Below are 20,979 nucleotides of genomic sequence, written 5' to 3' on the forward strand. Positions count from 1 at the left end.
ACCCCAATGGCCAAGAAGATCGTCAACCTCTTGATTCTGCTGCCGCTCGGCGTCATTCTCATCGTCTTCTGCGTTGCCAACCGGCAGAGCGTCACGCTCGCCTTAAATCCGTTCCGGCCTGACGATCAGGTGCTTGCGGTCTCCGCGCCCTTCTTCGTTTTCCTGTTCATCGCGGTGATTTCAGGCATGCTGATCGGCTCGGCCGCCACCTGGTTCAGCCAGGGCAAACACCGCAAGCGCGCCCGCACCGAGGCCAAGGAAGCCATCCGCTGGCAGGGCGAGGCCGACCGCCACAAGAGCCACGCCGAGGAAATCGCCGGACAGCTGCCGGCACGGTAAAGCGGCTCGGTTTCGACGACGCTCGCCGGTCAGACCGGAAGAAAGCTCAGTTCCTCATAGTCGCCCTCCGGCGACGTGCCGTTGCCGGTCACGCGAAAACCGTGGCCGAGGTAGAAAGCCTTCGCCCGCCGGTTCTTCACCAGGCACTTCAGCCGATAGCGGTGTTGCGGCCATTCCGGCAGCGCCTGCAGCAGCGCCGTACCGGCGCCAAAGCCCTGGAAGTCCGGGCTGATATAGAGCATGTGGATGAAATCATCGGCCGGCCAGAGCGACAGGAAGCCGGCTACTCCGCCGTTTTCATGCTCGCAGACGAAGACCGTCTCGCCATTCGTATGGGCGGCGAAGTCTTCGCGGTGGAATTTGCCGGGATCGACCCAGACGAATGTTTCGCGGCGCACGGAAAGATAAATCTCCGCGAGCATTTCCTGGTCTTCCGCCCGCGGCGGCCTGATTGTCCACGTCATGACGTGGATGTAACCCATGGCCCAACCCGCGCCAAGCCCAAAGCGCGTGGCGTCGGGCCCGGATCAGCCAGCCGCCATCTTCGCGACGACGGCGGCATTGAAATCCGAAAAGAACCCTTCGGCGAGCCTCTGCGAGGTCGCATCGAGCAGGCGTGCGCCGAACTGGGCAAGCCTGCCGCCGAGCTCGGCTTTTGCCCGATAATGCAGGATGGTCTCGGCACCGCTTTCTTCGAGCACGATATCGGCGGCTCCTTTGGCAAAGCCGGCAAGACCACCCTTGCCTTCGGCCGACAGCGTGTAGCTGTTCGGCGCATCCACATTGGACAGTGTCAGCAGCCCATGAAAGGTAGCCGACAGCAGGCTGAACTTGACCTTGATCGTCGCCTCGAAGGTATCCGGCGACAGCCGCTCGATGGCCTGGCAGCCTGGAATGCAGCCGCGCATGATCTCGGGATCGTTGAGCGCTGCCCAGACGACGTCCCGCGGCGCGGCGATGCGTTCTTCGCCGGTGAAATCCATTCGATAACCCCATCTCCGATTCGCTCACTTTATCCCAGCGGGAAAGGCTTTTGCCAGGCGGAGAGGAATGTTATCCCGCTCGTTCCGGTGCAAGGAATTGGCGATGAGTGACGAATTGAGGCCGTGGAGCGTGACGGCAAGCCGCATCACCTATGAGGACCGCTGGATCCGGCTGCGAAGCGACGATTGCGTCACCGCCGATGGGACCGTCGTCGCGCCCTTCCATGTGCTCGACTATCCCGACTGGATCAACGTCGTGCCTGTCATGCCCGACGGCCGCGTGCTGCTGACGCGGGAATACCGGCATGGACGCGGCGAGATCATCCACGGGCTCGTCGCCGGCGGTGTCGAGCGCGGCGACAGCGAGACCGGCGATGCGGCGATGGCGGCAGCCCGGCGCGAACTACGGGAGGAGACCGGCTATGAAGCCTCGACCTTCGTCAAGCTGCTCACCTCCTACCCGAATGCAGCAAGCCACAGCAACGCGGTGACGAGCTGGCTGGCACTCGACCTCAGCCGAGCCGGTGAACCGCGTTTCGACCCGGGCGAGAAGGTCGAGCTGTTGTTTGAGGATCTTGCCGCCCTCCTCGGCGACCTGCAGTCCGGCGCGGTCATCATGCAGTCGATGCATGTCGCAGCCCTTTATGCGGCGGAAAGCTGGCTTCGCCGGCGGTCATCGGAGGCTTGAAATAAATTCCGCGCCGGCGCGCAGTTGATCCGGCACGCTTTTCTGGGCTACTGCATAATTCAAAGGGCGCTGCAGAAGATGCAGACGCTCTCACCATCTCCCGACAGACACGCGGAAGAACACGTTGAAACAAAGAGAACGCCGGCCGGGCCAGAAGAAGACATCAGGTCCTTCCGGGGAAAGCCGCAGGGACGACCGGGTCGGCCGGCCGCCGAAGCCGGTCGCGCTGCCTGCGGCTGCCCGCGAGACGGTGCGCGAGGCTGCCGTGCCTGCCGCGCCCGAACGGCCGCTGATGACGCGGAGCGGCGAGCGCCCGGCTGAGCGCGTGCCCGTGATCCTCGAATCGCTCGGGGCCGGCGACTTCCACCTGATCGACAGCGGCAACGGCGAAAAGCTTGAGCAATACGGTCCCTACCGTATCATCCGTCCCGAGGCCCAAGCGTTGTGGCGACCGTCGCTGCCCTCGCATGTCTGGGAAAAGGTCGATGCCGTCTTCACCGGCGATACCGACGAGGAAGGCAGCGGCCGCTGGCGCTTCCCGAAGGAGGCGCTGGGAGAGACCTGGCCGCTCAACCTGCTCGGCGTCGATTTCCTCGGCCGTTTCACCTCTTTCCGTCATGTCGGCGTCTTCCCCGAGCAGATCGTGCACTGGAGCTGGATGAAGGAGCAGGTCGAAAGGGCCGGCCGGCCGCTGAAGGTGCTGAACCTTTTCGGCTATACCGGCGTCGCCTCGCTGGTTGCCGCCGCAGCCGGCGCCGAAGTCACCCATGTCGACGCCTCGAAGAAAGCGATCGGCTGGGCGCGGGAAAACCAGGCGCTCGGGCGCATGGAGAAGCTGCCGATCCGCTGGATCTGCGAAGACGCGATGAAATTCATCCTGCGCGAGGAACGCCGCGGCAGCCAGTACGACATCATCCTCACCGATCCGCCGAAATTTGGCCGCGGCCCGAACGGCGAAGTCTGGCATCTTTTCGAGCATCTGCCGTTGATGCTCGATGTCTGCCGCGAGATCCTGTCGCCGCAGGCCGTCGGCCTGGTGCTGACCGCCTATTCGATCCGCGCCAGCTTCTATTCGATCCACGAGCTGATGCGCGAGACCATGCGGGGCGCCGGCGGCGTGGTCGAATCCGGCGAGCTGGTCATCCGCGAAGCCGGCCTCGACGGCAAGACGCCGGGCCGCGCCCTTTCCACCTCCCTCTTTTCCCGCTGGGTGCCGAAATGAGCAAGGACTTCCACGATCAGGGACCGCGTAGGGTCGGACAGGTGAAGGAAGTCACCTCGCTTGCCAATCCGATCATCAAGGACATCAAGGCGCTGACGAACAAGAAGTCGCGGGAGGAAAGCGGGACTTTCCTCGCCGAAGGGCTGAAGCTCGTCATCGATGCGATCGAACTCGGCTGGACGATCCGCACGCTGGTCTATGCCAAGGCCGCCAAGGGCAAGCCGCTGGTCGAGCAGATGGCGGCCAAGACCGTCGCCTCGGGCGGGCTGGTGCTCGAAGTCAGCGAAAAGGTAATTGCCGCGATCACCCGGCGCGACAACCCGCAGATGGTCGTCGGCATCTTCGACCAGCGCTGGAAACCGCTCAAGGACATCCGGCCGAAAGAGGGCGAGACCTGGGTGGCGCTCGACCGCGTTCGCGACCCCGGCAATCTCGGCACCATCATTCGCACGGCCGATGCGGCCGGGGCTTCCGGCGTCATTCTGGTCGGAGAGGCAACCGATCCCTTTTCGCTCGAGACCGTGCGCGCCACCATGGGCTCGGTCTTTGCCGTGCCGGTCGCACGCGCAACGCCGGAGGAATTTCTCGCCTGGCGGAAATCGGCCGGCGTTTCCATTGTCGCCACCCATCTTGCCGGCGCGGTCGATTACCGCACGATCGACTACCGGAAGAAGCCGATCGTGCTCTTGATGGGCAACGAGCAATCCGGCCTCCCCGAGCAACTCGCCAAAGAGGCCGACGCGCTTGCCCGCATTCCGCAGCAGGGCCGCGCCGATTCCTTAAACCTCGCCGTCGCCACCGCCATCATGCTTTTCGAGGTGCGCCGCCATCTCCTCTCACTTGCCGAGGGCAAATGACCGAACAGACGCATGCACGCCCCGCGCTCTTTGCGCGCCCAGCGCCGATCCTCTTCTTCATCGTCGCCGCCGTTCTCATCGACCAGATCGTCAAGATCGCCGTCGACCATTACCTGCCGCTGCAAGAAGCCGTGCCGGTTCTTCCGATGTTGGCGCTCTACCGCACCTATAATCTCGGCGTCGCCTTTTCGATGCTGTCGGGCATGGACGGCTGGTTCATCGTAGGCATGCGGCTCATCATCGTCGCCTTCGTCATCTGGCTGTGGTACCGCACCGCCAAAGATCGCTGGCTCGCTCATCTCGGTTACGCGCTGATCATCGCCGGCGCGATCGGCAATCTGGTCGACCGCTTCGCCTACGGGCATGTGATCGACTACATCCTCTTTTATACCGAAAGCTGGTCCTTCGCGGTCTTCAATCTCGCCGACAGTTTCATCACCATCGGCGCGGCTTGCGTCATTCTCGACGAGCTGTTGCTGCCGAAAAAGGCCGGCCGCTAAAATCTTATCGAATTCCTGAAGGCATTCGGAAGGGGCCTCATGTTAGCCAGATAGCATGCACAACCTGGGACAGTTGCAGGAAAGATTGTCCGCCGCCTTCGGCGGACCCGCCACCACGCCGCATCAGGAGCGGATGGGGCAGCCCTCCCTGCGACCACATGCAAGCGCACATGCGGAAGCCAATCAGCGCCAGGCGCCCGACCCGACACGGCGCCTGCTGTTCTACTGGCTGCGCGGCGCCGGCCTGCTTGCCGCAACGATCCTCATGCTGCTTGCCCATGCCGGCCATCCGTTGCTGCTGCCGGGCGGGCTTGTCGTTCTCGGCCTGGCGGTGCTTGCCGGTTACCTCGTCCTGACGATCCGCCGGCGGGGGGCAAACAAGCCGGGCGGCCAATCGCTGCCGGAGCGCAACGACGGCACAAAGCTGTTCGCCGACGTGCACGACGTGCTCGGCGACATCACGGTCGGCCGCACCATGGACCGGCGCATCATCTCCGCCAACGATACGTTTCGCCGTCTGACCGGACGGCTGCATCCGGAAGGACGCAGTTGCGAGGAGATCGGCCTCGCCTTCCGTCCCGGTCCGATCCCACATTGCTACGATGTCGAAATCTCGACACCGGAAGGCCAGCGCATTTTCGTCTGGCGCGACGTCGTCACCCGCGATCCTGCGAACGGCCGCCTGTTGCTGCAGAGCGTTGCCCGCGACGTCACCGAAGAGCGGCTGATCGCGCAGAGCCGCGAGGAGGCCCGCCAGAAGGCCGAATATAACAGCGCCGCCAAATCCAGGCTGCTCGCCACCGTCAGCCACGAAGTGCGCACGCCGCTTTCCGGCATCCTCGGCATGACCCATCTGCTCGCGGAGACGCGGCTGACGCAGGAACAGCAGAATTATCTGACCAATATCCGCCAATCCGGCCACGCGCTGACGCAGCTCGTCGAAGATCTGCTCGATTTCTCCACCATCGAGGTCGGCCGCTTCGAGCTGCACCCGCGCTCCGAATCCCTGCGCAAGCTGCTCGAGAGCGTCGTCGAGATGCTCGCCCACCGGGCGCACGAAAAGGGTATCGAAATCGGCGCCACCGTGTCATCCGACGTGCCGGAGCAGATGAGCTTCGATCCGGCGCGGCTGCGCCAGGTTCTGTTCAACGTCATTGGCAACGCCGTGAAGTTCACTCAGGTCGGCGGCGTCTTCATCCGCGTCTCGCTTGACGCCGGCAACCTGTTGATCACCGTGGCCGATAGCGGTCCCGGCATGACGGCGGAGGAGCAGGCGCGCGTCTTCGGCGAGTTCGAGCAGGGCGGCACCGTCGCCGACAAGAGCAGCGGCACCGGGCTCGGCCTTGCAATCTCGGCGCGCATCATGCGCGAATTCGGCGGCGCATTGACGGTTGCCAGCGAAAAGGGCCTCGGCAGCGAATTCACCATCCGCTTTCCCGTCGAGATCGGCAGCGAACGGCCCGACCGGCGAAACACGCTGCTTGCCGGCAACAGCGTCGTGCTCTTGGCGCCGGCAGGGGCGGCGCGCACCGCCATCGCCGAGACCATCACCGCGCTCGGCGGGGTCTGCCATCTCGTCGGTGACGGCGAGACGGCGCGGGAAAAGCTGCTCGGCATGGCCAATGGCGGCGGCCGGCCGACCGATATCATCGTCGACCACCGCATGTCGGCGGAATTTTCCACTCACCTTGCCGACCGCGCCGAAATCGCCGCGCTCGGCCTGCGCAAGGTTCTGCTCGTCAACCCTGAAGAACGCAGCGCCCATCCGCTCGACCTGTTCGATGCCTGGCTCATCCGGCCGCTGCGCGAACAGTCGCTGATCGATGTGCTGCGCGGGCGCATGCGCGGCATGGAAAAGCGCGACGCGCTGAACGACAACCAGCCGGGCTTCGGGCTTTCGGTGGCGGAGGCGAGGGTGGCGGCGAGCGGGCTCAGCATCCTGCTCGGTGAGGACGATCCGATCAACGCCATGCTGGTGCGCGTCGTCCTGGAAAAAGGCGGCCACAAGGTGCGTCATGTCGAAGATTTCGAGACGCTGCTCGATTGCGCCCTCGGCGAGGCCGATACCCGCCCCGACATCATCATCAGCGATCTGTCGATGCCGGGCGGCAATGGCATCGACATGCTGGCACGGCTGCGCGGTCACGAACGGCGGCTCGATCTTGCGCCCGTGCCGGTGATCGTGCTGACCGCCGACAAGAGCGATGAATCGCGCCGCCAGGTCTTGCTCAACGGCGCCAACCGGGTCATGGTGAAGCCGGTCGACCCGCTGCGGCTGCTGACCGAAGTTCAGGCGGTAGCAGCACTTTCCGCCCGCCGGGCAGAGGCACGATAGAGCCCCGTGGGGACCGGTACGCGTCTTGCCTCGGGAAATGCAATATGTCACTTTCCTGTCGTACAGAAGTGTTTTATGGCGTCGATAAGCCGGCAACCGGAGAATCGCCATGTCCTCCATCGACATTCTCAATCGTGACGTCACAGCCGAGGCTGCACGGCCGTCGACGGCTGCTGCGCAGAAGGACGGCGAGATCCTTGGCCGCATCGGCAATCTGGAAACGCGCCTTGCCCGCACGGCGCGCGAGATCGACGCCGCCCAGGCAGTGCGCTACCGCGTCTTCGTCGACGAAATGAAGGCACAGCTGCCGCTCGACGCCATGCGCCGCCAGCGTGATGTCGACGCCTATGATGCCTTCTGCGATCATCTGCTTGTTCTCGACCGTGCGATCGAGGGCGATTCTGAAGACCAGATCGTCGGCACCTATCGGCTGCTGCGCCAGGATGTCGCCATGGCCAATGGCGGTTTTTACTCGGCTTCCGAATTCGAGATCGAGGGGCTTCTCGCCAAGCATCCGGACAAGCGCTTCATGGAGCTCGGCCGCTCCTGCGTGCTGCCGGAATACCGCACCAAGCGCACCGTCGAGCTTCTCTGGCAGGGCAACTGGGCCTATGCGCTGAAGCACGGGATGAGCGCCATGTTCGGCTGCGCCTCGTTCCCCGGCGTCTATCTGGAAAGCCATGCGCTCGCCCTGTCCTTCCTCTACCATAATGTGCTGGCGAAGGATGAATGGGCCGTCGGCGCACTGCCGCATCTCGCCCGCAACATGGACCTGATGCCGGTCGAGGCGGTCAACCCGAAGCGGGCGCTGATGGCCCTGCCGCCGCTCATCAAGGGTTATCTGCGCCTCGGCGCAATGGTCGGCTCCAGCGCAGTCATCGACCACGCCTTCAACACGACCGACGTGCTGATCGTGCTGCCGATCTCCAGCATTTCCGACCGCTACCTGAACTATTACGGCGCCGACGCCGGCCGCTTCGCGAGCTAGACCTTCTCTGGCCAGCTTGCTGCATGCTGCCCTGGCGCAAACCTGCCGGGTTGTCCGATCGGCGCCCTCATAGATCCGATCGCCTTCTCGTGTCCGACGGGTTCTCCCCATAGGCCGCCCGGTAGATTGCCGCAAAACGGCCAAAGTGGCGCAGCCCGGCCGACGTGCTGCCGGCCGGGCGCTAAATGCCGTCTCGAATTGGAGGCAGAGGCCGGTTTACGAACCCGCCCCGTAGGCAGCGATCGCCGCCATGTTGACGATATCGCTGTCCTTGGCGCCCATCGAGGTGATCTGCACGGCCTTGTCGAGGCCGACGAGGATTGGGCCGATCACCGTCGAACCGCCGAGTTCCTGCAGCATCTTGGTCGAGATCGAAGCCGAGTGGAAGGCCGGCATGACCAGCACGTTGGCGGGGCCGGAAAGGCGGCAGAACGGATATTGCTCCATCACCTTGCGGTTCAGCGCGACATCGGCGGCCATCTCGCCGTCATATTCGAAATCGACGCGGCGCCTGTCGAGGATCTTCACCGCCTCGCGGACCCGCTCGGAACGTTCGCCGGAGGGATGGCCGAAGGTGGAATAGGCGAGCAACGCGACACGCGGCGGATAGCCCATGCGCCGTGCGAGGCCGGCGGCCTCTTCGGCGATATCGGCAAGCTCTTCGGCGCTCGGCATGTCGTGCACCGCGGTATCGGCAACGAAGACGGTGCGGCCGCGGCAGAGCGCCAGCGACACGCCGATGACGCGGTGGCCGGGCTTCTCGTCGATGCAGCGGCGCACATCCTCGAGCGCGGTCGAATAGTTGCGGGTGATGCCCGTCACCATGCCGTCGGCGTCGCCGAGCGCCACCATGCTGGCGGCGAAATGGTTGCGATCGTTGTGAATCAGCCGCTGCGCATCGCGGTGGAGATAACCCTTCCGCTGCAGCCGGGCATAGAGGTAATCGATATAGGCCTCGACGCGGGTAGAGATGCGGGCATTGACGATCTCGAGGCCAGGGCGGTTGAGATCGATGCCGGCGCGCTCCGCCGTCGCCCGGATCAAGTCCTCGCGGCCGAGCAGCAGAGCGGTGCCTAGCTGCTGGTTGGCATAGGACAGTGCGGCGCGCAGGACCTGCTCTTCCTCGGCTTCGGCAAAGACGATGCGCTTCGGCCGGCGGCGCACACGCTCATAGAGGCTGGCGAGCGTCGAGGCGATCGGATCGCGGCGGGCCGAAAGCTCGCGGGCATAACCGGCCATGTCGGTGATGACCTTGCGGGCAACGCCGCTTTCGATGGCGGCCTGGGCGACCGCGACGGGGATGGCCGAGATCAGCCGCGGATCGAAGGGAACCGGGATGATATATTGCGCCCCGAAACGCGGCCGGTTGCCCTGATAGGCGGCGACCACATCATCGGGAACATCCTCGCGGGCCAGATTGGCCAGCGCTTTGACTGCGGCGATCTTCATCGCGTCGTTGATCGTCGAGGCGCGCACGTCCAGCGCGCCGCGGAAGATATAGGGGAAGCCGAGGACGTTGTTGACCTGGTTCGGATAGTCCGAGCGGCCCGTCGCCATGATGGCGTCGTCGCGAATGCGGGCCACCTCTTCCGGGGTAATTTCGGGATCGGGATTGGCCATGGCGAAGATGATCGGCCGATCCGCCATCGAGCGGATCATCTTGGCCGAGAAGGCGCCCTTCTGCGACAAGCCGAAAATGACGTCGGCCCCTTTCATCGCATCTTCCAGCCTGCGGGCGTCGGTCTTTGCCGCATGCGCCGATTTCCACTGGTTCATGCCCTCGGTGCGGCCCTGGTAGATGACGCCCTTGGTGTCGCAAAGGATGATGTTTTCAGGGGCAAAGCCCATCGCCTTGATGAGCTCGACGCAGGCGATCGCCGCCGCGCCCGCACCGTTGCAGACGAGCTTGGTCGTCTTCAGGTCGCGGCCGGTCAGCTCCAACGCATTGATCAGGCCGGCGGCGGCGATGATCGCCGTGCCATGCTGGTCGTCATGGAAGACCGGAATATCCATCAGCTCGCGCAGCCGGCTTTCGATGACGAAGCAATCCGGCGCCTTGATATCCTCGAGGTTGATACCGCCGAAGGAGGGGCCGAGGAAGCGCACGCAGTTGATGAACTCGTCGACATTTTCCGTATCGATCTCGAGGTCGATGGAATCGACATCGGCGAAGCGTTTGAAGAGGACCGCCTTGCCTTCCATCACGGGCTTCGAGGCAAGCGCGCCGAGATTGCCGAGGCCGAGGATCGCCGTGCCGTTGGAAATGACCGCGACCATGTTGCCGCGCGCAGTGTAGTCGTAGGCCGTCTGCGGATCAGCGGCGATTGCCTTGACGGGCACGGCGACACCCGGGGAATAGGCCAGCGACAGATCGCGCTGCGTTGCCATCGGCTTGGTTGGGTTGATCTCCAGCTTGCCGGGCCGGCCCATCGCATGAAAGTCAAGCGCCTCCTGGTCGGTTACTGATGTCGCCGGCCGGTCCTTCTTATCGATATCGGGCATAAATCCTCCAACGTCCTGTGGGCGACGCTTTGCTCTTCCTCAAATGCTGTTGTCATCTATAGCGGCGCGCGGATAGGGTTGGCACCTGTTTTTTTGGGAAAAACTGCACCTCCGTGAACGCACGAATAGACACTGGAAATGAAGCCTTTTCGGCTGCCGAGCTTGCCACGGCGGAAAGCCGTGCGTCGGCGACGCCGATGATGGAGCAATATATCGAGATCAAGGCGAACAATCCGGGTTCGCTGCTCTTCTATCGCATGGGCGACTTCTACGAGCTGTTCTTCGAGGATGCGCTGGAGGCTTCGCGCGCGCTCGGCATCACGCTGACGAAGCGCGGCCAGCATATGGGCCAGGATATCCCGATGTGCGGCGTGCCGGTGCATGCCGCTGACGATTATCTGCAGAAGCTGATTTCCCTCGGTTTCCGCGTCGCCGTCTGTGAGCAGGTCGAGGATCCGGCCGAAGCAAAGAAACGCGGCGGCAAATCCGTCGTCAAGCGCGATGTCGTCCGCTTGGTCACGCCGGGCACGATCACTGAGGAAAAGCTGCTATCGCCCTCGGAATCCAACTATCTGATGTCGCTCGCCCGCATTCGCGGTGGGGCCGAACCGGCGCTGGCGCTTGCCTGGATCGATATTTCCACCGGCGTCTTCCGGCTGGCGGAGACGGAAAGTTCGCGCCTGCTCGTCGACATCCTGCGCATCGATCCGCGCGAGCTCATCCTGCCCGATACGATCTTCCACGATGCCGAACTGAAACCCGTCTTTGACGTGCTCGGCCGAACGGCGGTGCCGCAGCCGGCGGTTCTGTTCGACAGCGCCAGCGCCGAAGGCCGGATCGCCCGCTATTTCGGGGTTTCGACGCTGGACGGCTTCGGCAGCTTCTCGCGCGCCGAGCTTGCCGCGGCCGCAGCCGCCGTCGCCTATGTCGAGAAGACGCAGATCGCCGAGCGCCCGCCGCTTGGGCAGCCCGAGCGGGAAAGTGCCGCCTCGACCCTTTTCATCGATCCGGCCACGCGCGCCAATCTCGAACTTGCCCGCACGCTATCGGGCGATCGCAACGGTTCGCTCCTGAAGGCGATCGACCGCACAGTCACCGGCGGCGGCGCCAGGCTTCTGGCCGAACGGCTGATGTCGCCGCTCACCGACCCCGCCCGCATCAATGCACGGCTCGATTCGATCGGTTTCTTGATCGACGAGCCCTCGCTCTGCGGCAAGCTGCGCGACACGCTGAAACACGTGCCCGACATGCCGCGAGCGCTTTCGCGCCTGGCGCTCGACCGCGGCGGACCGCGTGACCTTGCCGCCATCCGCCAAGGCCTTCAGGCGGCGGGCGGCGTTGCGGCCATGCTCGCCAATGCCATGCTGCCGGAAGAACTCGGCGAGGCGCTGTCCGGGCTGAAAGCGCTTCCCGCGAGCCTGGAAAAGCTGCTTGCCGAGACGCTCGCCGATGAACTGCCGCTGCTGAAGCGCGACGGCGGCTTCCTGCGCGACGGCGCCAGCGGCGAACTCGACGAGGTCCGGGCGCTGCGCGACCAGTCGCGCCGCGTCATCGCCGGGCTACAGCTGCAATATGCCGAGGAAACCGGCATTCGGTCGCTGAAGATCAAGCATAACAATATTCTCGGCTATTTCATCGAGGTCACCGCCGGCAATGCAGCCCCGATGACCGATACGGGGGAAGCCAAGGCCCGCTTCATCCACCGCCAGACGATGGCGAGCGCGATGCGCTTCACCACGACCGAACTTGCCGATCTCGAAAGCCGCATCGCCAACGCCGCCGACCGGGCGCTTTCGATCGAACTCGAAGCCTTCGACAGGATGACGGCCGCCGTCGTGGCTGAAGCCGAGGCTATCAAATCGGGCGCCCGCGCGCTGGCCGTGATCGACGTCGCCGCCGGCCTGGCGCTGCTCGCCGAAGAGCAGGCCTATTGCCGGCCCCTGGTCGACGGCTCAAAGATGTTTGCTATCGAGGGCGGCCGTCATCCTGTTGTCGAGCAAGCCCTGCGGCGTCAGGCGGGCGGCCCGTTCGTCGCCAACCACTGCGATCTTTCGCCGAAGGACGGCGCCAAGGACGGCGCCATCTGGCTGCTGACCGGCCCGAATATGGGCGGTAAATCGACCTTCCTGCGCCAGAACGCTCTGATCGCGATCCTCGCGCAGATGGGCTCCTTCGTGCCGGCGACATCAGCCCATATCGGCATCGTCGACCGGCTGTTCTCGCGCGTCGGCGCCTCCGACGACCTGGCGCGCGGGCGCTCGACCTTCATGGTCGAGATGGTGGAAACCGCCGCCATCCTCAATCAGGCGAGCGACCGTTCACTCGTCATCCTCGACGAGATCGGCCGCGGCACCGCGACATTCGACGGCCTGTCGATCGCCTGGGCGGCCGTCGAGCACCTGCACGAGGCCAATCGCTGCCGCGGCCTCTTCGCCACGCATTTCCACGAGCTGACCGTGCTGTCGGAGAAACTTGGCCGGCTATCGAACGCCACCATACGCGTCAAGGAATGGGACGGCGACGTCATCTTCCTGCATGAGGTCGGGCCCGGTGCGGCCGACCGCTCCTACGGCATTCAGGTCGCCCGCCTCGCCGGGCTTCCGGGCTCGGTCGTGGCGCGCGCCCGCGACGTGCTCACCCGTCTCGAGGATGCCGACCGCAAGAATCCGGCGAGCCAGTTGATCGACGACCTGCCGCTCTTCCAGGTGGCCGTGCGCCGCGAGGACGCGGCTCGCGGCCCGTCCAAGGTCGAGGAGGCGTTGAAGGCGATGAGCCTCGACGACATGACGCCGCGCGAGGCGATGGATGCGCTATACGATCTCAAGAAGAAGCTGAAATAGGAGCGCGGCCGATGTTCATGGAAAAGCTGGTTCGCGAAACCGAGCGCCTCTCACTGATCTGCTCCATGTTCGACACGATGCGGCGCGCCGACCAGGACCGCGATGCGCGCGGCTGGACCTCGCCGATCGGCCTGCTGAAAATCACCCGCAGTTGCGCTATGATCTCGGAGCTCGCAACCGCGATCGCCAAGGCAGGTTATCGCGAATGCGACAGGCAGACGCTCGAAGAGATCCTGGGCGAGACACGGCAGGTGCTCTACGCGCTGAGAGCGCAGGCGACCGGATGAGGCTTTTGCCGAAAGTCGCCGCTTGCGTCAAAGCGTCCGGCACCCTGCTGCCGGCCAACACCATTTCGCCAAATTTAAAGGGTCTTGCAGTATGAGGACCTGTGTCAATCGCCGGGCAAAGAGGCTATAGCGCATGCAGACGAAACAAGCGGCAGGCCGCGAACCGCCAGCCCGGCATGAACAGGACCCCCTTCTGGCGAAAGCGATGCGCGACCTCGATTTCTCCACAATCCTCGACACCGAACTGCTGCAGAACCAATGCGACGCGGTCGCCGAAGCTAACCGCAACCGGCCCGACGTCATGCGCGCCGATCTTCTCGCCGTCTTGAAAAAGGCGAGCACGGAAGGCCGGCAAAAGGCGCGTGCGGCCCTTGCCGCCGACGGCAGCGGGCTGAATTGTGCCTACCGAATTTCCTGGCTGCAGGACCAGATCATCACCGTCCTCTACAATTTCGCCACCGCCCATGTCTTTCCGCAACAGAAGGACAAGTTCGCCGTCACCGCCGTTGGCGGCTACGGCCGCGACACGCTGGCGCCCGGCTCCGACATCGACCTGCTCTTCCTCTTCCTGCCGCGGCCGGCGGAAGAGACGCACAAGGCCGTCGAATTCATGCTCTACGTGCTCTGGGACATGGGCCTCAAGGTCGGCCACGCCACCCGCACGGTGGAGGAATGCATCGCGCTTTCCAAGTCCGACATGACCATCCGCACCGCCATTCTGGAGATGCGCTTTATCTGCGGGTTGCAGCGGCTGGAAACCGAGCTCGAGACCCGCTTCGACAAGGAAATCGTCACCGGCACCGGCCCAGAGTTCATCGCCGCCAAGCTTGCCGAGCGCGACGAACGCCACCGCAAGGCCGGCGACACGCGTTATCTCGTCGAACCGAACGTCAAGGAAGGCAAGGGCGGGCTTCGCGACCTGCACACGCTGTTCTGGATCTCGAAATATTATTATCACGTCCGCGACCAGGCGGAGCTGATCAAGCTCGGTGTCCTGTCAAAGCACGAATACCGCCTGCTTGAGAAGGCCGACGACTTCCTCTGGGCGGTTCGCTGCCATATGCACTTCCTGACCGGCAAGGCCGAGGAGCGCCTGTCCTTCGACATCCAGCGCGAGATCGCCGAGGCCTTCGGCTATCACACCCGCCCCGGCCTTTCGGCCGTCGAGCGCTTCATGAAACATTATTTCCTCGTTGCCAAGGATGTCGGCGATTTGACCCGCATCCTCTGCGCCGCACTCGAAGACCAGCAGGCCAAATCGATCCCCGGCCTCACCGGCGTCATCAGCCGTTTCACCCATCGCACCCGCAAGATCGCCGGCAGCGCCGAATTCGTCGAAGATCGCGGCCGCATCGCACTCGCCGACGCTGAGGTGTTCAAGCGCGATCCGGTCAGCATCCTGCGGCTCTTCCATGTCGCCGACATCAATGGGCTGGAATTTCATCCTGATGCGCTGAAACGCGTCACCCGTTCGCTTGCCCTGATCGACAACAGCTTACGGGAAAACGACGAGGCGAACCGGCTGTTCATGTCGATCCTGACATCGAAACGCGACCCGGCGCTGATCCTGCGGCGGATGAACGAGGCCGGCGTGCTCGGCCGCTTCATCCCGGAATTCGGCAAGATCGTCGCGATGATGCAGTTCAACATGTATCACCACTATACGGTCGACGAACATCTGATCCGCACCGTCGACGTTCTCTCGGAGATCGACAAGTCGCGGGCCGAGGATCTGCACCCGCTCGCCAACAAGCTGATTTCGAACATCGAGGACCGCGAGGCGCTCTACGTCGCCGTTCTTCTCCACGATATCGCCAAGGGCCGGCTGGAGGATCATTCGATCGCCGGCGCCCGCGTCGCCCGCAAGCTCTGCGCCCGCTTCGGCCTGTCGCAGAAGCAGACGGAAATCGTCGTCTGGCTGATCGAAGAACATCTGACGATGTCGATGGTGGCGCAGACCCGCGACCTCACCGACCGCAAAACCATCACCGATTTCGCCGACCGGGTGCAGTCGCTCGACCGGCTGAAGATGCTGCTGATCCTGACGATCTGCGATATTCGCGCCGTCGGACCCGGCGTCTGGAACGGCTGGAAGGGCCAGCTACTGCGCACGCTCTATTATGAAACCGAGCTGCTTTTGGCCGGCGGTTTCTCGGAAGTCTCGCGTAAGGAGCGCGCCAACGCCGCCGCCGAGGCGCTGCGCGCTGCGCTCTCCGACTGGAGCCAGAAGGACCGCAATACCTATACCAAGCTGCATTACCAGCCCTATCTGCTCTCCGTGCCGCTGGAAGACCAGCTCCGCCACGCCCACTTTATCCGCCAGGCCGACAAGGCGGGCCAGGCGCTCGCTACCATGGTGCGGACCGACAGTTTCCACGCCATCACCGAGATCACGGTGCTTTCGCCCGACCATCCACGCCTGCTCGCCGTCATTGCCGGCGCCTGTGCGGCAGCCGGTGCCAACATCGTCGACGCGCAGATCTTCACGACGTCGGACGGGCGGGCGCTCGACACCATCCATGTCAGCCGTGAATTTGCCGACGATGCCGACGAACTGCGCCGCGCCGGCACCATCGGACGGATGATCGAGGACGTGCTGTCGGGGCGCAAGCGCCTGCCCGAGGTTATCGCCACGCGCACGCGCAACCGCAAGAAAAGCAAGGCCTTCGTCATTCCGCCGTCGGTCAACATTACCAACAGCCTGTCGAACAAGTTCACCGTCATCGAGGTCGAATGCCTCGACCGGCCCGGCCTCTTGTCGGAGATCACCGCCGTGCTCTCCGATCTGTCGCTCGACATCCAGTCGGCCCGCATCACCACCTTCGGCGAGAAAGTGATCGACACCTTCTACGTCACCGATCTGGTCGGCCAGAAAATCTCGGGCGACAGCAAGCGCGCCAACATCACCGCCCGGATGAAGGCGGTGATGGCCGAGGAGGAGGACGAACTGCGCGAGCGCATGCCCTCCGGCATCATCGCGCCTGCCGCCACCGCCCGGACATCGCCCCCAGCCGAAAAGAAAGCCGATTCCCCAGCATGAGCCTCGTCAAGAAATTCGCGACCGTCGGCGGCGCCACCCTCGGCAGCCGGATCTTCGGCTTCGCCCGCGAAACGCTGATGGCGGCCGCACTCGGCACCGGCCCGATGGCTGACGTCTTCTATGCCGCCTTCCGCTTCCCGAACCTCTTTCGCCGGCTGTTTGCCGAAGGCGCCTTCAACGCCGCCTTCGTGCCGCTCTTTGCCAAGGAGATCGAGGCGAATGGCACGGATGGCGCCAAGCGCTTTTCGGAGGAAGTCTTCGGCGTGTTGTTTTCGGTGCTGCTCCTCATCACCATCGTGATGGAGCTTGCCATGCCGCTGCTGGTGCGCTTCGTCATCGCGCCGGGCTTTGCCGACGATCCCGAGAAGTTCTCGATCACGATCCGCATGGCGGCCGTGATGTTTCCCTATCTCATGTGCATGTCGCTGACGGCAATGATGAGCGGCATGCTGAATTCGCTGCATCATTTCTTCGCCGCCGCCATCGCGCCCGTCTTCCTCAACGTGGTGATGATCGGGGCGCTGTTCTATGCGCTCTACACCGGCGCCGATCCGCTGGCGACGGCCTGGTATCTCTCCTGGGGCGTGCTTGTGGCCGGCCTGCTGCAGCTTGCCGTCGTCTATGTCGGCGTGCTTGCGGCCGGCATGAGCATCGGCCTGCGCTTCCCGAAGATGACGCCGAACGTCAAACGGCTGCTGATCCTCGCGGTGCCGGCCGCGGTCACCGGCGGCATCACCCAGATCAACCAGCTGATCGGCCAAGCGATCGCCTCCTCCCGCGACGGCGCGATCGCGGCGCTGCAATATGCCGACCGCATCTACCAGCTGCCACTCGGCGTCGTCGGCGTCGCCGTCGGCGTGGTGCTGCTGCCGGAGCTGGCGCGAGCCTTGAAGGCCGGCCACCCGCGCGAGGCCGGCAATCTGCAGAACCGCTCGATCGAATTCGTGCTGTTCCTGACCATTCCGGCCGCCTTCGCACTCTGGATCCTGTCCGACGAGATCATCCGCGTGCTTTACGAACGCGGCGCATTCCATCAGGAAAACACCCTCGTCGTCGGCTCGATCCTGGCGATTTACGGCATCGGCCTGCCCGCCTTCGTGCTGATCAAGGCGCTGCAGCCCGGCTTCTATGCCCGCGAGGACACCAAGACGCCGATGCGCTTCTCGGCGATCGCCGTCGCGACCAATTGCGCCACGGCGCTGACACTCTTCCCCTATATGGGCGCGCCCGGCATCGCGGTCGCCGAAGCTACCGCCGGCTGGATCAGCACCGTGCTGCTGTTCACCACGCTGTTGCGCCGCGGCCATCTGACATGGGAATGGGCACTGGCAAAACGCGCCGCGCTGTTGATCGTTGCTGCCGCCGTCATGGGGGCGGCGATCGTCTTCCTCAAGCAGTATTTTGCGCCCTGGCTTGCCTCAGGCGCGCCGCTTCTCACCAAGATCGGTACGCTGGGGCTCTTGATTGCGATCTCCATGCTGGTCTATTTCGCCGCCGCCTTCCTGATCGGCGGAGCGAATCTTGGCATGATCCGGCGCAATCTGAACCGCAAGCCGGTGGCGGCGGAAGATGCATAGGCTCTAACAATCGACCCACCGCCTCCGCGGCCCGACATCGACATGGACGATGCCGTTGCAATAGCTGCCGATGCCGCCGATACCCGGTGCGCTGCTTGCGGCGGCGATGATGGCGCGCTCCGACAGGCCCGGAACCCTGATATCGGCCGCCAGGCATTTGCCATGCAGGGAACCATGACGGCGGGGATGCGGCCTCAGGCCGGAGGTTATCATCGGGCGGCGTCCGGTTCTCACGGCGATATGCGACAGCACTGCCCGAAGACGCGCCGGAAAACAGCCGGCACGGACGCTGACGGTCTGGACCGTATAGGCGAGACGCGCCTCATGTTTCGGCAGATGAATGGCCGGCCTTTTGCTGTCTTGACCGACGGCGCTGGTTGCTGATTGTAGGGCGAAAAGGCCTGCCATGGCGAGCAAAGCGGGGTTCTGCATGGGTCCCTCCGGGCGGTTGGAACGGCGGCCATCCGGCCACCCTGCGGTCGAGGATTTTCAGTTCAATAAAAGCTTTTCTGTGAAATTTTATACTCAATTATAACTAAAAAGCCTGATCAATTCGGCTTAAAACTAGGGAAATGCCTGCCTCAAAATGGAAAAAACGTCCAAACACAGGAGAATCGCATGACGGTACAGTCGCTTTTCCTCGTCACTCTGGTCGTCGACGATTACGACCGCGCCAAGGCCTTTTATTGCGGCGCGCTCGGTTTCGACTGCCTTGAGGACAAGCCGCTGCCCGACGGCAAACGCTGGGTGGTCGTGAAGCCGCGAGGCGGGGATGGCGCCGCTTTTCTGCTGGCGCAGGCGGCCAACGAAGTACAGCGGGGGGCAATCGGCAACCAGACCGGTGGCCGTGTCGGGTTCTTCCTGAAGACCGACGATTTCGCCCGTGATCATGCCGCCATGCTTGCAGCCGGGGTGCGCTTTCTGGAGGAGCCACGGCACGAGGTTTACGGCACGGTCGCGGTCTTTGCCGATCCCTATGGCAACAGCTTCGATCTGATCCAGCATACCGCAGGCTGAACCCCTTGATTGCGACGGGTCGCCCGTGCATAAGCCGCGGCATCAGCAACACAGGCGAAAAAGCCTTGGGGCCCTCCACCAGCCTATTGAGGACGACATGAGCGAATTCAAGAAACTCGTATTCTCCGGCGTGCAGCCGACCGGCAATCTGCATCTCGGCAACTATCTCGGCGCGATCCGCCGCTTCGTCGCGCTGCAGGAAGGCAATGACTGCATCTACTGCGTCGTCGACATGCATGCGCTCACCGCCCAGCTGGTGCATGAGGACATGCCGAGCCAGACGCGCTCGATCGCCGCCGCCTTCATCGCCGCCGGCATCGATCCGGAAAAACATATCGTCTTCAATCAGTCGGCCGTGCCGCAGCATGCCGAACTCGCCTGGATCTTCAACTGCGTCGCCCGCATCGGCTGGATGAACCGCATGACGCAGTTCAAGGACAAGGCCGGAAAGGACCGCGAGCAGGCCTCGCTCGGCCTCTACGCCTATCCGAGCCTGATGGCCGCCGACATTCTCGTCTACCGCGCCACGCATGTGCCTGTTGGCGAGGACCAGAAGCAGCATCTCGAGCTTGCCCGCGACATTGCCATGAAGTTCAACCTCGATTATGCCGAGCATATCGGCAGGACCGGCTACGGCGTCGACATCACCGTCGGCGACGAACCGGTGCATGCCTATTTCCCGATGGTCGAGCCGCTGATCGGCGGACCGGCACCGCGCGTCATGTCGCTGCGCGACGGCACCAAAAAAATGTCCAAATCCGATCCTTCGGACCTGTCGCGCATCAATCTGATGGATGACGAGGATGCGATCTCGAAGAAGATCCGCAAGGCAAAGACCGATCCGGATGGTTTGCCGAGTGACGTCGACGGACTGCAGGGCCGGCCGGAAGCCGACAATCTGGTGGCGATCTATGCGGCCCTCGCCGACAAATCGAAGTCGGAAGTGCTTGCCGAATTCGGCGGCCAGCAGTTCTCGGTGTTCAAGCCGGCGCTGGTCGATCTCGCCATCCACGTGCTGGCGCCGATCACCGGCGAAATGCGCCGGCTGATGGACGATACCAGCCACATCGATGCGATCCTGCGCAAGGGCAGCGAACGCGCCCGGGCTCGCGCCGAGGTGACGATGAACCAGCTGCGGGACGTCATCGGCTTCCTTTACTGAGGCAGCAGATCTCCCTTCTGGCCGCCGGGCAGAAGGGTATCTGCTTCCGAGGCGTCGCGCCGAAAACTACGCTTGCAATTTTTCCGCTTCGGGTGTCAGAGTCCGCGCCATGGTATCGAAGCGACTCTCACGGCTCGAAGGTCACCGGCGCAAATTCATGGCTGTGATCGACGGGACACCCGAATGCCAGCGCGCCGTTCATTATGCCGGCCGGCGCGCGAAGAATTCCAATGGCGGCCTGGTGCTGCTCTATGTGATCCCCGACGGCGATTTCCAGCAATGGCTCGGCGTCGAGGAGATCATGCGGGCCGAGGCGCGCGAGGAAGCCGAAGCGACCGTCGCCAAGATCGCCCAGATCGTGCGCGAGACGATCGGCATCGAGCCGGAGATCGTCATCCGTGAAGGCAGTGCGGCCGAGCAGATCAACGCCGTGATCGAGGAAGACCGCGATGTGGCGATCCTCGTTCTTGCCGCCGGTTCGGCAAAGGAAGGTCCTGGACCGCTGGTTTCGTCGGTCGCCGGACGCGCGGCGGCCTTTCCGATTCCGGTGACCGTGCTGCCGGATACGCTGACGAACGAGGAAATCGACGCCCTCTGCTGAGCGTATTTCTTGAGTACAAGTCTCTTGATTAGATCAGGCAA

At 63.8% G+C, this 20,979-nt stretch carries 18 protein-coding genes; 14 read left to right on the top strand and 4 right to left on the bottom strand.

All coding sequences use genetic code 11. The annotated features are described in order from the left end of the window. Positions 1 to 6 precede the first annotated feature (6 nt). Positions 7 to 339, top strand: coding sequence for a LapA family protein (locus tag PYR71_RS03220; protein WP_275618193.1), 333 nt, complete (start codon positions 7 to 9; stop codon positions 337 to 339). Between the two features lie 29 nt (positions 340 to 368). Here the strand turns inward: PYR71_RS03220 and PYR71_RS03225 are convergent, their stop codons facing one another. After that, the gene (locus PYR71_RS03225) at positions 369 to 803 is read right to left on the bottom strand and encodes a GNAT family N-acetyltransferase (RefSeq protein ID WP_275618455.1); all 435 of its coding nucleotides are present in this window, start codon (positions 801 to 803) and stop codon (positions 369 to 371) included. Positions 804 to 866: 63 nt separating this feature from the next. Beyond that, positions 867 to 1,322 carry an SRPBCC family protein gene (locus PYR71_RS03230; protein WP_183779168.1) on the bottom strand — a complete coding sequence of 152 codons (456 nt, stop codon included), beginning with the start codon at positions 1,320 to 1,322 and terminating at the stop codon, positions 867 to 869. A 103-nt stretch (positions 1,323 to 1,425) separates the two neighbouring features. Here PYR71_RS03230 and PYR71_RS03235 point away from each other — a divergent pair, with 103 nt between their 5' ends. From PYR71_RS03235 to olsB, 6 genes are all read left to right on the top strand, one after another. Beyond that, positions 1,426 to 2,010 carry an NUDIX hydrolase gene (locus tag PYR71_RS03235; protein WP_275618194.1) on the top strand — a complete coding sequence of 195 codons (585 nt, stop codon included), beginning with the start codon at positions 1,426 to 1,428 and terminating at the stop codon, positions 2,008 to 2,010. Positions 2,011 to 2,134: 124 nt separating this feature from the next. After that, complete coding sequence (locus PYR71_RS03240) at positions 2,135 to 3,232, top strand: class I SAM-dependent methyltransferase (RefSeq protein ID WP_275618195.1); 1,098 nt, start codon at positions 2,135 to 2,137, stop codon at positions 3,230 to 3,232. Continuing rightward, on the top strand, positions 3,229 to 4,089 hold the full coding sequence (locus PYR71_RS03245) for a TrmH family RNA methyltransferase (protein WP_183914152.1): 861 nt from the start codon (positions 3,229 to 3,231) through the stop codon (positions 4,087 to 4,089). The genes PYR71_RS03240 and PYR71_RS03245 overlap by 4 nt, the downstream gene beginning before the upstream one ends. Beyond that, a complete protein-coding gene (gene lspA, locus PYR71_RS03250) occupies positions 4,086 to 4,589 on the top strand; it encodes a signal peptidase II (RefSeq protein WP_097579524.1) in 504 nt (167 codons plus the stop codon). Before PYR71_RS03245 ends, lspA begins: the two co-directional genes overlap by 4 nt. A 55-nt stretch (positions 4,590 to 4,644) precedes the next feature. After that, the gene (locus tag PYR71_RS03255; RefSeq protein ID WP_275618196.1) at positions 4,645 to 6,924 is read left to right on the top strand and encodes a PAS domain-containing hybrid sensor histidine kinase/response regulator; all 2,280 of its coding nucleotides are present in this window, start codon (positions 4,645 to 4,647) and stop codon (positions 6,922 to 6,924) included. A 109-nt stretch (positions 6,925 to 7,033) separates the two neighbouring features. Then, positions 7,034 to 7,912 (top strand): l-ornithine N(alpha)-acyltransferase, encoded by an 879-nt coding sequence (gene olsB, locus PYR71_RS03260; protein ID WP_275618197.1) that lies wholly within the window; start codon positions 7,034 to 7,036, stop codon positions 7,910 to 7,912. 216 nt (positions 7,913 to 8,128) lie between these two features. Here olsB and PYR71_RS03265 read toward each other — a convergent pair whose 3' ends face one another. Further along, positions 8,129 to 10,414, bottom strand: coding sequence for an NADP-dependent malic enzyme (locus PYR71_RS03265; RefSeq protein ID WP_275618198.1), 2,286 nt, complete (start codon positions 10,412 to 10,414; stop codon positions 8,129 to 8,131). Positions 10,415 to 10,527: 113 nt separating this feature from the next. Between PYR71_RS03265 and mutS the strand changes: the two genes are divergently transcribed. From mutS to murJ, 4 genes are all read left to right on the top strand, one after another. Then, entirely contained in the window at positions 10,528 to 13,254 is a 2,727-nt protein-coding gene (gene mutS, locus PYR71_RS03270) for a DNA mismatch repair protein MutS (RefSeq protein WP_275618199.1), read from the top strand. 11 nt (positions 13,255 to 13,265) lie between these two features. Beyond that, the gene (locus PYR71_RS03275) at positions 13,266 to 13,541 is read left to right on the top strand and encodes a hypothetical protein (RefSeq protein ID WP_183914141.1); all 276 of its coding nucleotides are present in this window, start codon (positions 13,266 to 13,268) and stop codon (positions 13,539 to 13,541) included. Between the two features lie 133 nt (positions 13,542 to 13,674). Then, positions 13,675 to 16,581: a [protein-PII] uridylyltransferase gene (locus PYR71_RS03280; protein ID WP_275618200.1), complete on the top strand. Its 2,907-nt coding sequence runs from the start codon at positions 13,675 to 13,677 to the stop codon at positions 16,579 to 16,581. Beyond that, a complete protein-coding gene (gene murJ, locus PYR71_RS03285; RefSeq protein WP_275618201.1) occupies positions 16,578 to 18,158 on the top strand; it encodes a murein biosynthesis integral membrane protein MurJ in 1,581 nt (526 codons plus the stop codon). Before PYR71_RS03280 ends, murJ begins: the two co-directional genes overlap by 4 nt. Before the next feature lie 3 nt (positions 18,159 to 18,161). Here the strand turns inward: murJ and PYR71_RS03290 are convergent, their stop codons facing one another. Continuing rightward, positions 18,162 to 18,590 carry a D-Ala-D-Ala carboxypeptidase family metallohydrolase gene (locus PYR71_RS03290; RefSeq protein WP_275618202.1) on the bottom strand — a complete coding sequence of 143 codons (429 nt, stop codon included), beginning with the start codon at positions 18,588 to 18,590 and terminating at the stop codon, positions 18,162 to 18,164. A gap of 186 nt (positions 18,591 to 18,776) precedes the next feature. Here PYR71_RS03290 and PYR71_RS03295 point away from each other — a divergent pair, with 186 nt between their 5' ends. From PYR71_RS03295 to PYR71_RS03305, 3 genes are all read left to right on the top strand, one after another. After that, on the top strand, positions 18,777 to 19,175 hold the full coding sequence (locus PYR71_RS03295) for a VOC family protein (RefSeq protein WP_275618203.1): 399 nt from the start codon (positions 18,777 to 18,779) through the stop codon (positions 19,173 to 19,175). Positions 19,176 to 19,272: 97 nt separating this feature from the next. Beyond that, positions 19,273 to 20,337: a tryptophan--tRNA ligase gene (gene trpS / locus PYR71_RS03300; protein ID WP_275618204.1), complete on the top strand. Its 1,065-nt coding sequence runs from the start codon at positions 19,273 to 19,275 to the stop codon at positions 20,335 to 20,337. 109 nt (positions 20,338 to 20,446) lie between these two features. After that, complete coding sequence (locus PYR71_RS03305) at positions 20,447 to 20,938, top strand: universal stress protein (RefSeq protein WP_183914134.1); 492 nt, start codon at positions 20,447 to 20,449, stop codon at positions 20,936 to 20,938. Positions 20,939 to 20,979: the final 41 nt, after the last annotated feature.

Origin of the sequence: Rhizobium mulingense, from assembly GCF_029194105.1 — a bacterium.
In the GTDB taxonomy this organism is placed as follows: domain Bacteria; phylum Pseudomonadota; class Alphaproteobacteria; order Rhizobiales; family Rhizobiaceae; genus Rhizobium; species Rhizobium mulingense.

Excerpts from the sequence above, each read along its gene's own strand:
- PYR71_RS03230 (WP_183779168.1), bottom strand. The coding sequence starts at position 1,322 with ATGGATTTCACCGGCGAAGAACGCATCGCCGCGCCGCGGGACGTCGTC.
- olsB (WP_275618197.1), top strand. The coding sequence starts at position 7,034 with ATGTCCTCCATCGACATTCTCAATCGTGACGTCACAGCCGAGGCTGCA.
- murJ (WP_275618201.1), top strand. The coding sequence starts at position 16,578 with ATGAGCCTCGTCAAGAAATTCGCGACCGTCGGCGGCGCCACCCTCGGC.
- PYR71_RS03235 (WP_275618194.1), top strand. The coding sequence starts at position 1,426 with ATGAGTGACGAATTGAGGCCGTGGAGCGTGACGGCAAGCCGCATCACC.
- PYR71_RS03290 (WP_275618202.1), bottom strand. The coding sequence starts at position 18,590 with ATGCAGAACCCCGCTTTGCTCGCCATGGCAGGCCTTTTCGCCCTACAA.
- PYR71_RS03225 (WP_275618455.1), bottom strand. The coding sequence starts at position 803 with ATGACGTGGACAATCAGGCCGCCGCGGGCGGAAGACCAGGAAATGCTC.
- PYR71_RS03275 (WP_183914141.1), top strand. The coding sequence starts at position 13,266 with ATGTTCATGGAAAAGCTGGTTCGCGAAACCGAGCGCCTCTCACTGATC.
- PYR71_RS03255 (WP_275618196.1), top strand. The coding sequence starts at position 4,645 with ATGCACAACCTGGGACAGTTGCAGGAAAGATTGTCCGCCGCCTTCGGC.
- trpS (WP_275618204.1), top strand. The coding sequence starts at position 19,273 with ATGAGCGAATTCAAGAAACTCGTATTCTCCGGCGTGCAGCCGACCGGC.
- PYR71_RS03245 (WP_183914152.1), top strand. The coding sequence starts at position 3,229 with ATGAGCAAGGACTTCCACGATCAGGGACCGCGTAGGGTCGGACAGGTG.
- PYR71_RS03265 (WP_275618198.1), bottom strand. The coding sequence starts at position 10,414 with ATGCCCGATATCGATAAGAAGGACCGGCCGGCGACATCAGTAACCGAC.
- PYR71_RS03305 (WP_183914134.1), top strand. The coding sequence starts at position 20,447 with ATGGTATCGAAGCGACTCTCACGGCTCGAAGGTCACCGGCGCAAATTC.
- PYR71_RS03220 (WP_275618193.1), top strand. The coding sequence starts at position 7 with ATGGCCAAGAAGATCGTCAACCTCTTGATTCTGCTGCCGCTCGGCGTC.
- PYR71_RS03280 (WP_275618200.1), top strand. The coding sequence starts at position 13,675 with ATGCAGACGAAACAAGCGGCAGGCCGCGAACCGCCAGCCCGGCATGAA.
- PYR71_RS03295 (WP_275618203.1), top strand. The coding sequence starts at position 18,777 with ATGACGGTACAGTCGCTTTTCCTCGTCACTCTGGTCGTCGACGATTAC.
- lspA (WP_097579524.1), top strand. The coding sequence starts at position 4,086 with ATGACCGAACAGACGCATGCACGCCCCGCGCTCTTTGCGCGCCCAGCG.